The following is a 12,947-nucleotide window of genomic DNA, read 5'->3' on the forward strand; positions in this document are numbered from 1 at the left end:
CCGTCTCTCCTCCGTGACGCGCGCCCCGCTGCGGCTCCTCGACGAGCTGAGCGGGCAGATGCGCTTCTACGTGCAGTCCGTCGGCTGGGTCCCGCGCACCCTGCGCCGCTACCGGCGGGAGGTCGTCCGCCTGCTCGCGGAGGTCTCGCTCGGCACCGGCGCGCTCAGCGTCATCGGCGGCACCGTCGGCGTGCTCACCTTCCTCGCCTTCTTCACCGGCAGCCAGGTGGGCCTGCAGGGGTACAGCTCGCTCGACCAGCTCGGCACCGGCGCGTTCGCCGGGTTCGTCTCGGCCTACCTCAACACCCGCGAGATCGCCCCGCTCGTCGCCGGGCTGGCGCTGGCCGCGACCGTCGGCTGCGGCTTCACGGCGCAGCTCGGCGCGATGCGGATCAGCGAGGAGGTCGACGCGCTCGAGGTCATGGGCATCCCGAGCCTGCCCTTCCTCGTGACGACCCGGATGATCGCCGGTTTCGTCGCGGTCATCCCGCTCTACGTCCTCGGGCTGCTCTCGTCGTACGCGGCGACCCGCTTCATCGTCACCGACTACTTCGGGCAGTCCAAGGGGACCTACGACCACTACTTCCACCTGTTCCTGCCCCCCGGAGACATCCTCTGGTCCTTCGCCAAGGTCCTCGTCTTCGCCGTCGTCATCATCGGCATCCACTGCTACTACGGCTACACCGCGAGCGGCGGCCCGGCCGGGGTCGGTGTGGCCGTCGGCCGGGCGGTGCGCACCTCGATCGTCGCCGTCAACGTCATCGACTTCTTCCTCAGCCTCGCGATCTGGGGCGCCACGACGACGGTGAGGATCGCCGGATGAGTGGCGGGTTCCTCGCGGGGCTGCGGGAGCGGGCGTACGGCGTCGCGTTCCTGCTCGTCGCCGTGCTCGGTGTCGCGGCCTCGGTCGCGACCTTCGAGAAGGTCTTCACGCAGGTCGTGACCGTCACCCTGCGCACCGACCGGATCGGCAGCCAGATGCAGGAGGCCGCCGACGTCAAGATCCGCGGCGTCGTCGTCGGCGAGGTCCGCTCGATCAGCTCGAGCCCGCAGGGCGCGACGCTCACCCTGGCGCTCGACCCCGCCTCCACCGACCTCGTCCCGGCGTCGGTCAGCGCCCGCCTCCTGCCCAAGACCCTCTTCGGCGAGCGCTTCGTCGACCTCGTCGCGCCGAGCGGCGACCCCGGCCGCGCGATCCGCGAGGGCGACGTCATCCCGCAGGACCGCACGTCCGTCGCCATCGAGCTCGAGCGCGTCTTCGACGAGCTCCTCCCGCTGCTGCGCACCGTCAGGCCGGAGAAGCTCGCCGCCACCCTCAACGCGCTCGCGACCGCGCTGGACGGCCGCGGGACGAGGCTCGGCGAGAACCTCGTGCTCGTCAACCGCTACTTCACCGAGCTCAACCCGAGCCTGCCGCTCATCCAGGAGGACATCAGCGGGCTGGCCGACCTCGCGAGCACCTACGCCGAGGCGGCTCCCGACCTCCTGCGCGCCGCGAACGCGCTGCGCACGACGAACACGACGATCGTCGAGAAGCAGGACCAGCTCTCGGGCTTCCTCGCCGGCACGGCCGGCTTCGCCAACACCACGGCGTCCTTCCTCGAGCAGAACGAGGACCGGATCATCCAGGTCGGCCGGGTCCAACGCCCGACGCTGCAGGTCCTCGCCAAGCACGCGCCCGTCTACCCCTGCCTCGCGCGAGGCCTCGTCGCCTGGATCCCGCGGGCCGAGGGGATCTTCGCGGGCGGCCAGTTCCACATCACCGTCGAGACGCCGCCGCAGCGCAGCGCCTACCGGCCGGGGCAGGAGCCGGCCTGGCAGGACGACCGCGGGCCGTCCTGCCGCGGCCTGCCGTCGCCCGGCGGGAGCCAGAAGGACCCGCGCCGCGCGGTCACCTTCGCCGACGGCACCGGGGGCAGCGCCCGCTCCGCCCTGCCCTCGGCCCTCCTCGCGCCCGGTGGGGTCGCCGTCGGCAACGTCGACTCCGGCCTGGCGGGGACGCAGGCCGAGCAGGAGGTCGTCGCCATCGCGCTCGCCTCCGAGGGGCACGGCGAGCCGTCGGCGCTCACGACCCTCCTCGCCGGGCCGATGCTGCGGGGGGCGGTGGTCGACCAGTGAGGACCGGACCCAGCCTCGTCAAGCTCCTCGCCTTCGTCGTCGTCACCGTGCTCGCCACGGGCGTGCTCGCGGCGACGATCGCCAACGTCCTGCCGGGCGACAAGGCCACCTACCGCGCGCTGTTCACGGACGTCACGGGCCTGAGCAGCGGCCAGGACGTCCGCATCGCCGGCGTGCGCGTCGGGACCGTGAAGGACATCCGGGTCGCGACGGACCGGGTCAGCGCCGAGGTGACCTTCGAGGTGCTGCGCAGCTCGACCCTGACGCAGGGGACGGCGGCGACCATCAAGTACCGCAACCTCGTCGGGGAGCGGTACGTCGCGCTGACCCAGGAGCCCGGGGACGCCACGCCGCTGCCCGAGGGCGGCACGATCCCCCTGACCCGCACCCACCCGGCGCTCGACCTCACCGTCCTGTTCAACGGGTTCAAGCCGCTCTTCGCCGCGCTCTCGCCGCAGGACGTCAACGAGCTCTCCGCGCAGATCATCTCCGTCCTCCAGGGCGAGGGCGGTGACATCAACAGCCTCCTCGGCCAGACCGCGTCCCTGACCAAGGCGCTCGCCGACCGCGACGCGGTGATCGGCCGGACGATCGACAACCTCAACACCGTGCTCGGGACGGTGGAGTCCAACGACACCGCGTTCGCCGACCTCCTGCGCCAGCTCCAACGGTTCGTGTCCGGGCTCGCCGAGGACCGCACGGCCATCGGCGACTCGCTGACGAACATCAACGCGCTGACCGGTGACACCGCGAGCCTCCTGCAGGCGGCCCGGCCCGACCTCCGGAGCGACATCGCGAACCTCGGGGACCTCGCGAGCACGCTGAACGAGCCGGCCAACACGAAGGAGTTCGAACGGTTCATCGGGCAGGCGCCGACGAAGATCTCGACGATCACCCGGACGGCCACCTACGGCTCGTGGTTCAACTTCTACCTCTGCCGCTTCGACGTGCAGAACCTGCTGCTGCCGACCGGCAAGACGCCCGGCGGGCTGGGGTACGACGTGGCGGCGGCGAGGTGCCGGTCGTGAGGGCGCCCCGGCTGCGGGTGCCGCGCCTGTCCGCCCGCCACGCGCGGTCCGGGCGGCCCCCGCGCGACCGCAACACGCTGCGCCTCGGCCTCGCCGGCATCACCGCGATGGTCGTGCTCATGGTGCTGGCGTTCAACGCGTCGAGCCTGCCGTTCATCGGTGGCGGTGACGACTACAGCGCGGCCTTCACCGAGGCCGGCGGGCTGCGCGACGGTGACGACGTCCGCATCGCCGGCGTGACCGTCGGCAAGGTCACCGGCGTCGACCTCGAGGGCTCGCACGTCCGCGTGGACTTCCGGGTCACCGAGGACGTCGCCTTCGGCCCCTCGACCGGGGCGTCGGTCCGGATCAAGACCCTGCTCGGCGAGAAGTACGTCGGCCTCGAACCGCGGGGGACCGGGCGGATGAAGGTCGGCGCGCAGATCCCGCTGTCGCGCACCGTCTCCTCCTACGACGTGGTCACGGCGTTCTCCGACCTCACCCGCACGACCGAGCGGATCGACACCGACCAGCTCGCGCGTTCGCTCGACGTCCTCGCGACCGAGTTCAAGGACACCCCCGAGAACGTCCGGGGCGCGCTCGACGGCCTGGGCCGGCTGTCCTCGACCATCGCGAGCCGGGACGAGAAGCTGCGCGAGCTGCTCCGGGCCGCCGACTCCGTCACCGGGACCGTCGCCGAGCAGAACGCGGTCGTCGACAAGCTCATCAAGGACGCCGACCTCCTCGTGGCCGAGCTCGAGACGCGGCGCGAGGCCATCCACACCCTCTTCACGAACACGAGCGCCCTCGCGGAGCAGGTCACCGGCCTGGTCGAGGACAACCGGGCCGAGCTGCGGCCGGCGCTCGAGCAGCTCAAGGGCGTCCTCGCGACGCTCCAGGCCCACGAGCAGGACCTGCGCGACACCATCCGCGCGATGGCCCCGTTCACCCGGCTCTTCGCGAACACGCTCGGCACCGGGCCGTGGTTCGACACCTACATCCAGAACCTCACCAACCCCGTCGGGGGGGTGGGGCGCGGATGACCCGACGCACGCTCCCCGGTGGCGCCCGCCTGGCCGCCGTCGCCCGCCGCACTCCCCGCCGCGTCGCGCTCGCGGCCGGCGTCCTCGTCCTCGCGCTCGTCGCGGTCGTGGCGGTCGCCTGGCCGCGGCCCCAGCCGATGCACCTGAGCGCCGAGTTCGTCCGGGCGGTCGGGCTCTTCCCCGGCTCGGACGTCCGGATCCTCGGCGTCAAGGTCGGCCAGGTGACGGCGGTCGAGCCGCGCGGCGAGACCGTCCGGGTCGACCTCGACGTGACGACCGACCACCCGGTGCCCGCCGACGCGCAGGCCGCGATCGTCGCGCCCTCGCTCGTCAGCGACCGGTACGTCCAGCTGCTGCCGGTCTGGACCGACGGACCGCGGATGCGCGACGGCGCACGGATCCCGTTGGAGCGCACCGCCGTCCCCGTCGAGCTCGACCGCGTGAGCCAGAGCCTCGATGACCTGATGGTCGCCCTCGGGCCGCAGGGGGCCAACGCCGACGGCGCGCTCTCGCGGGTGCTCGAGACCGGCGCCGCCAACCTCGACGGCAACGGGCAGACGCTGCACGACACGACGGTCGACCTGTCGCGCGCCGTGCAGACGTTCGCCGAGGGGCGCGGCGACCTGTTCTCGACCGTGAAGAACCTCAACACCTTCACCGAGACGGTCGCGGCCAACGACAAGCAGGTGCGGCGGCTCAACGACAACCTGGCCTCCGTCACCACGGCCCTCGACGACGAGCGCGACGACCTCGCCTCGGCGCTGGCCAACCTCGCGGTGGCCCTCGACCAGGTCACCTCGTTCGTCCGCGACAACCGGGCCGTGCTCACGGACGACGTCGGGCGCCTCACCGACGTCACCTCCGCCGTCGCGCAGGAGCGCAAGGCGCTCGCCGAGACCCTCGACGACGCCCCCGTCGCCCTCTCCAACCTCCAGCTCGCCTACGACGAGAGGACGGGCACGCTCGACACCCGGGCGACCATCCAGGGCACCGACCGGCCCGGCCTGCTGCTCTGCTCCCTCATCACCGGGCCGACGGGGACCGGCAACACAGACCTGTGCAAGAGCTCCGGCCTCCTCGACCTGAAGCTGCCCGACGTCCTCGGCGGGCTCACCGGCTCGCGGGGCGAGACGGGCGGGTTGCTCCGCGGGGCCGACCCCACCCTCGGAGGGCTGCTCGGATGACCACGACCCGCCGCCGCCTCACCGCCGCCGTCGGCGCGCTCACCGCGCTCGTCCTCGCGGGCTGCACGAGCGTCTACGACCTCCCGCTGCCCGGCGGCCCGCGGGCCGAGGGCCGCCAGATCACGGTCCGGGCCGAGTTCGCCGACGTCCTCGACCTCGTCCCGCGCTCGTCGGTCAAGATCGACGAGGTGACCGTGGGGGAGGTGACGGCCATCGACCTCGACGGCTGGACCGCCCGCGTGACGATGCGGGTACCGGCCGCCAGCGACCTGCCCGACGACACCCGCGCCGAGCTCAAGCAGACCTCGCTGCTCGGCGAGAAGTACGTCGCCCTCGAGCGTCCCGAGGGTGGTGGCACCGGCCGGCTCGGCGACGGCGACCTCATCCCGCTCGAGCGCACCGGGCGCAACCCCGAGGTCGAGGAGGTGCTGGCCGCCCTCTCGATGCTGCTCAACGGCGGGGGAGTGGGCCAGCTCAAGGTCATCGAGAGCGAGCTGAACAACGCCCTGCGCGGCCGGACCGACGACATCCGCAGCCTCGTCACGCAGCTCGACACCTTCGTCGGCGGTCTCGACGACCAGAAGGCCGAGATCGTCCGGGCCATCGACGGCATCGACCGGCTGAGCGCGAGCCTCGCGCAGCGCCGCGGCGAGCTCGAGGGCGTGCTGCGCGAGCTGCCGAAGGGTCTCGCGATCCTCGCCGACCAGCGCGAGCAGCTGACGACGATGCTCACCTCCCTCGACCGGCTCGGGAAGGTCGGCACGCGGGTCGTCCGGGCCTCGCGCGAGGACACGCTGGCGAACCTCGCCGCGCTGAAGCCGGTTCTCGCGCAGCTGAACGAGGCCGGCGACGACCTGCCGAAGAGCCTCCAGCTGCTCCTCACCTACCCCTTCCCCGACTCCTCGCTCCAGGCGATCAAGGGCGACTACACGAACCTGCACGTGACGGCCGACCTCGACCTCCGGGGCCTCACCCTGCCCCTGCCGACCGCGCTGCCGACGATCCTCCCGACGTCGCTGCCGACGGTCCTGCCGACGTCGCTGCCCACGGTCCTCCCGACGTCGCTGCCCACGGTCCTGCCGACCGTCACGGTGCCGGTGCCGACCATCCTCCCGAGCCTGCCGCTGCCGACGCGCTCGGGCGGCCCGCTCTGCCCGCCGGTCTGCCTCGGGGGCGGTGCGGCCGACGACGCCTCGTGGACGACGCTCTACACCGGGGGGCAGCCGTGATCCGTCGCCTGACCCGGGTCCAGCTCGGGCTCTTCCTCGTCATCACCGTCGTCGCGACCTCGATCCTCTCGGCGAGCTACGTCGGGCTGACCGAGCGCGTCTTCGGCACCGGCCCGACCGTCGTCGTCGACCTCGCGAGCTCCGGAGGCATCTTCGAGGGCGCCGAGGTGACCTACCGCGGCGTGCGGGTCGGCCGCGTCGAGGACCTGACGCTCAGCGCCGACGGCGTCCGCGCCCACGCGAAGCTCGAGAGCGGGGTCGAGGTGCCGACCGACACCCGCGCCGTCGTCGAGAACCGCTCGGCGGTGGGGGAGCAGTACCTCGACCTCCAGCCGCGGGCCGACGGCGCCCCCTACCTCGCCGACGGCGACGTCATCCCGCGCGACGACACCGCCACCCCGCTGCGCGTCGACCAGCTGCTGCTCGACGTCGACCGCACCGTGCGCTCGGTCCCCAAGGACGACCTCTCGACCGTCGTCGACGAGCTCGGCACCGGCTTCGAGGGCACCGGCGACGACCTCGGCCGGCTCATCGACGGCGGGGACGCATTGACGCGCAGCGCGATCGAGGCGCTGCCCGACACCGTGGCCCTGCTGCGCTCGGGCAAGGTCGTGCTCGACACCCAGCGCGACGGCGCCTCGCAGATCAGGACGTTCTCGGGCAACCTCGCCCGGATCTCCGAGACGCTGCGCGACTCCGACCCCGACCTGCGTGTGGTCCTCGACCGCGGTGCGGTGGCGTCCGCCGAGCTCGAGGCCGTCGTCGCCGAGAACCGCACCTCACTGGCCACGCTCCTCGCCAACCTCGTGACGGTCGGGCAGGTGACGAGCGCCCGCGTCGACGGAATCGACCAGCTGCTCATCACCTACCCCGAGGTCGTCGCGGGCGGCTACACCGTCGTCCCCGGTGACGGCACCGCGCACTTCGGGCTCCAGCTCTCGCAGTCGCCCGGCCCGTGCACGCAGGGCTACGGGGGCACGACGAGGACCGACCCCAACCGGACGAGCGGGCTGCCGAAGGCCAACACCGACGCCCGGTGCTCGCTGCCGCGCGGCTCGGCCTCGACCGTCCGCGGCGCCCAGAACGCGCCGGGGGCCCGCCCGGCCGGCAGCGCTACGTACGCCATGGCGTACGGTTCCGAGCCGGTCCCGCTGGGGACCACCGCCTACGGGGCGCCGGCCACGGTCTCGGCGCCCGTCGCCCCGGCCGCCGGCGGCGGCCTGTCCTGGATCATGGAGGAGGCCACCCGATGACCCGCACCGTCCGCGTCCTGTGGGCCCTCGTCGCGCTCGTCGTCGTCGCGACGGTCGTGCTCGGCGCGACCCGCGGCCGCGCCTGGTACGAGGGCCGGCAGCTCGAGCAGGCCCAGCGCGACGCGCTCGCGGCCGGCCGGCAGCTGGCCGTCAACTTCGCGACGCTCGACTACCGGCAGGTCGACGCCGACACCAAGCGAGTGGAGGACGGGGCCACGGGGGAGTTCCTCGACAGCTACGGCAAGAGCCTCGCCGACCTGCGCAGCGTCGTCGTCCAGAACAAGTCGACCTCACGGGTCGAGCGGGCCGAGGCCGCCCTCGTCTCGGGAGACCGCGACTCCGCGCAGGTCATCGTCGGCATCGTCGCGCCGACGACCAACACCAACGTCCCGGACGGCGAGACCAAGACCTACCGGGTCAAGCTCGGCCTGCGGGAGCTCGGCGGCACGTGGAAGGTGGAGCGCCTTGAGTTCGTCGGATGACCGTCGTCGCCCCCGGGTCGCGGGCCAGCGCCGCCGGCACGGCCGCCCGTCGGGGGAGCCGCCCGCGCCCGCGACGACGCCGGCCCCGGAGCCCGAGGTCGTCGAGCCGGAGGTGCTCGAGCCCCAGACCGTCGAGCCGGAGGTGCCCGAGGCCTCGGCGGAGCCCGAGACGGCCGACCCGGTCGAGACGGTGGAGCCCGACGAGGACGCCGGCCGCCGCGGCCGCCTGCCGGCCGGTGCGGCGACCCCGCTGACCCTCCTCGTCCTCGCCCTCGTCGCCTTCGCGCTCGTCCTCACGGTGTCGCTGCGCGACCCCGGGGACCGCGAGCGCGACGCCCGCGCGGCGACCGCGGCCGCGCGCACCTCCCTCGAGCAGCTGCTCTCCTACAGCTGGAAGACCCTCGACGCCCAGGCGCAGCGCAACGCCGGCCTGCTCACCGGCTCGTTCCGGACGGAGTACGCCACGACGATGGCCGGGGCCATCGCCCCGGTCGCCGAGAAGCAGAAGGTGACGGTCCAGGCGCGCAGCTACGAGGCCGGCGTCATGGGGCAGACCCCGGACACCGTCACCGTCCAGGTCTTCCTCAACCAGGCCAAGACGGCCGAGGGCGAGGAGCAGCCGTCGGTGGACCAGAACCGGGTCATCGCGACGATGCGCAAGGTCGACGGACGCTGGCTCGTCGAGCGGCTCTCGGCCTACTGACACGACCCGCCGGGGCGCCCTGCGGGCCCGTCCGGCGCGGCGCGGCACGCCGGGAACGGCGGTTTCGCTTGACGCGGGCACCCGGCGGCGTCATCCTGTTGCGCGTCACCCGCTCACGCGGGGGGCCGCACCGGGAGCCTGGGGGCTTGACGCGGTTGGACGGTGCTGCCTTCTTCGGGTATGCTATCTCTTTGCGCTGCCCCTAACCTTCCCTCGCTCGTCGTCGAGTCGTCCCATCGCCATGCCCCCGGCTGTCCCGGGTGGACCCGCGTGGGCACGGCACACGGTGGTCGGAGGGGTCGGGAGCGGCCAGTTCGCACAACAGACCAGGCCCGTGGAAGGAACCCTCCTTGGCTGCCTCGCGCACCACGTCCAAGATGACCACCGCTCTGACGGCTTCGGGCCGTCTCTCGTTCGCCAAGATCCGTGAGCCGCTGGAGGTCCCGGACCTCCTCGCCCTGCAGACCGAGAGCTTCGACTGGCTGCTCGGCAACGAGCGCTGGCAGGAGCGCGTCGCCGCCGCCCTCGAGGCCGGCCGCGACGACGTCCCGGAGCGCTCCGGCCTCGAGGAGATCTTCGAGGAGATCTCCCCGATCGAGGACTTCAGCGGCTCGATGTCGCTGAGCTTCCGCGACCACCGCTTCGAGGACGTCAAGTACTCGATCGAGGACTGCAAGGAGCGCGACCAGACCTACTCCGCGCCCCTGTTCGTCACCGCCGAGTTCATGAACAACACGACCGGCGAGATCAAGAGCCAGACGGTCTTCATGGGCGACTTCCCGCTCATGACCGAGCGCGGCACCTTCATCATCAACGGCACCGAGCGCGTCGTCGTCTCGCAGCTCGTCCGCTCCCCGGGCGTGTACTTCGAGCGCACCCCGGACAAGACCTCCGACAAGGACGTCTACTCCACCAAGGTCATCCCGAGCCGCGGCGCCTGGCTCGAGTTCGAGATCGACAAGCGCGACATGGTCGGCGTGCGCGTCGACCGCAAGCGCAAGCAGTCCGTCACGGTCCTCCTCAAGGCCCTCGGCATGTCCGAGGCCGAGATCCTCGAGGAGTTCGGCGACTACGAGTCGATGCGCATGACCCTCGAGAAGGACAACACGACGGGTCAGGACGACGCGCTGCTCGACATCTACCGCAAGCTGCGCCCGGGCGAACCGCCGACCAAGGAGGCCGCGCAGACCCTGCTCGACAACCTCTACTTCAACGGCAAGCGCTACGACCTCGCCAAGGTCGGCCGGTACAAGATCAACAAGAAGCTCGGCCTCGACACCGAGCTGTCGACCTCGACCCTCGGGCTCGAGGACATCGTCGCCACGATCAAGTACCTCGTCGCGCTGCACGCCGGCGAGGAGACGATGCCGGGCACCCGCCGCGGCGAGACCGTCGACATCCGCGTCGAGACCGACGACATCGACCACTTCGGCAACCGCCGCCTGCGCAACGTCGGCGAGCTCATCCAGAACCAGGTCCGCACCGGCCTGTCCCGGATGGAGCGCGTCGTCCGCGAGCGGATGACGACCCAGGACGTCGAGGCGATCACGCCGCAGACGCTCATCAACATCCGCCCGGTCGTGGCGTCCATCAAGGAGTTCTTCGGCACCAGCCAGCTCTCCCAGTTCATGGACCAGAACAACCCGCTCGCGGGCCTGACGCACAAGCGGCGTCTGTCGGCCCTCGGCCCGGGTGGTCTCTCCCGTGACCGCGCCGGCATGGAGGTCCGCGACGTCCACCCGTCGCACTACGGCCGCATGTGCCCGATCGAGACCCCTGAGGGCCCGAACATCGGCCTCATCGGCTCGCTCGCGTCCTACGGGCGGATCAACTCCTTCGGCTTCATCGAGACCCCGTACCGCAAGGTCGACAAGGGTCGCGTGACCGACGACGTCCACTACCTCTCCGCCGACGAGGAGGACGAGCACGTCATCGCCCAGGCGAACGCGACGCTCTCCGAGGACGGCACCCACTTCGCCGACGAGCGCGTGCTCGTGCGCGTCAAGGGTGGCGAGGTCGAGTACGTCCCGGCGGCCGAGGTCGACTACATCGACGTCTCCCCGCGCCAGATGGTGTCCGCGGCCACCGCGCTCATCCCGTTCCTCGAGCACGACGACGCCAACCGCGCGCTCATGGGCTCGAACATGCAGCGCCAGGCCGTCCCGCTCGTGCGGGCCGAGGCCCCGCTCGTCGGCACCGGCATGGAGTTCCGCGCCGCGGTCGACTCCGGTGACGTCGTCGTCGCCGAGAAGGCCGGTGTCGTCACCGAGGTCTCCGCCGACCTCGTGACCGTCGCCGCCGACGACGGCACCTCGCGCACCTACCGCATCGCGAAGTTCGACCGCTCGAACCAGGGCAACAGCTACAACCAGGTCGTGCGCGTCGACGAGGGCCAGCGCCTCGAGGCCGGCCAGCTCATCGCCGACGGTCCCGCGACCGACGGTGGCGAGATGGCGCTCGGGCGCAACCTCCTCGTGGCGTTCATGCCGTGGGAGGGCCACAACTACGAGGACGCGATCATCCTCAGCCAGCGCCTGGTCCAGGACGACGTCCTCTCCTCGATCCACATCGAGGAGCACGAGGTCGACGCCCGCGACACCAAGCTCGGCCCCGAGGAGATCACCCGGGACATCCCGAACGTCTCCGAGGACGTCCTCGCCGACCTCGACGAGCGCGGCATCATCCGCATCGGTGCGGAGGTCCGCGACGGCGACCTGCTCGTCGGCAAGGTCACGCCCAAGGGCGAGACCGAGCTGACCCCGGAGGAGCGCCTGCTGCGCGCGATCTTCGGCGAGAAGGCGCGCGAGGTCCGCGACACCTCCCTCAAGGTCCCCCACGGCGAGACCGGCACCGTCATCGGCGTCAAGGTCTTCGACAAGGACGAGGGCGACGAGCTGCCCCCGGGCGTCAACCAGCTGGTCCGCGTCTACGTGGCGAACAAGCGCAAGATCACCGACGGCGACAAGCTCGCCGGCCGCCACGGCAACAAGGGCGTCATCTCCAAGATCCTCCCGGTCGAGGACATGCCCTTCCTCGAGGACGGCACCCCGGTCGACGTCGTGCTCAACCCGCTCGGTGTCCCCGGCCGCATGAACGTCGGGCAGATCCTCGAGCTCCACCTCGGCTGGGCCGCCAGCCGCGGCTGGGAGATCGAGGGCAAGCCCGAGTGGGCCGAGCTCATCCCCGAGGACGCGCGCCAGGCCCCGGCCGGCACCCGCGTCGCCTCGCCGGTGTTCGACGGTGTCCGCGAGAACGAGATCGTCGGTCTGCTCGACAGCACGCGCAAGACCCGCGACGACGTCCGCCTCATCGACGGCTCGGGCAAGGCCCGCCTCTTCGACGGCCGCTCCGGCGAGCCGTTCCCGGAGGCCGTCTCGGTCGGCTACATGTACATCCTCAAGCTGCACCACCTCGTGGACGACAAGATCCACGCGCGCAGCACGGGTCCCTACTCGATGATCACCCAGCAGCCGCTCGGCGGTAAGGCCCAGTTCGGTGGCCAGCGCTTCGGTGAGATGGAGGTCTGGGCCCTCGAGGCCTACGGCGCGGCCTACGCGCTGCAGGAGCTGCTCACCATCAAGTCCGACGACGTCAACGGCCGCGTCAAGGTCTACGAGGCGATCGTCAAGGGCGACAACATCCCCGAGCCCGGCATCCCCGAGTCCTTCAAGGTGCTCATCAAGGAGATGCAGTCCCTCTGCCTCAACGTGGAGGTCCTGTCCAGCGACGGGTCCACCATCGAGATGCACGACGCGGAGGACGACGTCTTCCGCGCCGCCGAGGAGCTCGGCATCGACCTGTCCCGGCGCGAGCCGAGCAGCGTCGAAGAGGTCTGACAGGTGCGGGGCCGGGGCGCCGTGCGCGCCCCGGCCCACCACCCGCTCGACACACCACCTGACAGACCACGACTGACGTAAGAAACGAAAGA

At 71.8% G+C, this 12,947-nt stretch carries 10 protein-coding genes; all 10 read left to right on the forward strand.

Annotation, left to right across the window (positions count from 1 at the left end; genetic code table 11):
• Positions 1–58 precede the first annotated feature (58 nt).
• The 10 genes from J3473_RS17515 (at position 59) to rpoB (ending at position 12,855) form a co-directional block, all read left to right on the forward strand.
• Complete coding sequence (locus J3473_RS17515) at positions 59–823, forward strand: ABC transporter permease (protein WP_306790196.1); 765 nt, start codon at positions 59–61, stop codon at positions 821–823.
• Positions 820–2,118: an MCE family protein gene (locus J3473_RS17520; protein WP_207025138.1), complete on the forward strand. Its 1,299-nt coding sequence runs from the start codon at positions 820–822 to the stop codon at positions 2,116–2,118. The genes J3473_RS17515 and J3473_RS17520 overlap by 4 nt, the downstream gene beginning before the upstream one ends.
• A complete protein-coding gene (locus tag J3473_RS17525) occupies positions 2,115–3,146 on the forward strand; it encodes an MCE family protein (protein ID WP_207025139.1) in 1,032 nt (343 codons plus the stop codon). The genes J3473_RS17520 and J3473_RS17525 overlap by 4 nt, the downstream gene beginning before the upstream one ends.
• Entirely contained in the window at positions 3,143–4,168 is a 1,026-nt protein-coding gene (locus J3473_RS17530) for an MCE family protein (protein ID WP_242525948.1), read from the forward strand. The genes J3473_RS17525 and J3473_RS17530 overlap by 4 nt, the downstream gene beginning before the upstream one ends.
• Positions 4,165–5,352 (forward strand): MCE family protein, encoded by a 1,188-nt coding sequence (locus J3473_RS17535; protein ID WP_207025140.1) that lies wholly within the window; start codon positions 4,165–4,167, stop codon positions 5,350–5,352. The genes J3473_RS17530 and J3473_RS17535 overlap by 4 nt, the downstream gene beginning before the upstream one ends.
• On the forward strand, positions 5,349–6,581 hold the full coding sequence (locus J3473_RS17540) for an MCE family protein (protein ID WP_207025141.1): 1,233 nt from the start codon (positions 5,349–5,351) through the stop codon (positions 6,579–6,581). Before J3473_RS17535 ends, J3473_RS17540 begins: the two co-directional genes overlap by 4 nt.
• A complete protein-coding gene (locus J3473_RS17545; protein ID WP_207025142.1) occupies positions 6,578–7,834 on the forward strand; it encodes an MCE family protein in 1,257 nt (418 codons plus the stop codon). The genes J3473_RS17540 and J3473_RS17545 overlap by 4 nt, the downstream gene beginning before the upstream one ends.
• Entirely contained in the window at positions 7,831–8,316 is a 486-nt protein-coding gene (locus J3473_RS17550) for a hypothetical protein (RefSeq protein ID WP_207025143.1), read from the forward strand. The genes J3473_RS17545 and J3473_RS17550 overlap by 4 nt, the downstream gene beginning before the upstream one ends.
• Entirely contained in the window at positions 8,300–9,019 is a 720-nt protein-coding gene (locus J3473_RS17555) for a hypothetical protein (RefSeq protein WP_207025144.1), read from the forward strand. Before J3473_RS17550 ends, J3473_RS17555 begins: the two co-directional genes overlap by 17 nt.
• 350 nt (positions 9,020–9,369) lie before the next feature.
• Positions 9,370–12,855 carry a DNA-directed RNA polymerase subunit beta gene (gene rpoB, locus J3473_RS17560; protein WP_207025145.1) on the forward strand — a complete coding sequence of 1,162 codons (3,486 nt, stop codon included), beginning with the start codon at positions 9,370–9,372 and terminating at the stop codon, positions 12,853–12,855.
• The last annotated feature ends 92 nt before the right edge of the window (positions 12,856–12,947 follow it).

Origin of the sequence: Phycicoccus sp. DTK01 (assembly GCF_017312765.1) — a bacterium.
GTDB lineage: Bacteria > Actinomycetota > Actinomycetes > Actinomycetales > Dermatophilaceae > Phycicoccus > Phycicoccus jejuensis.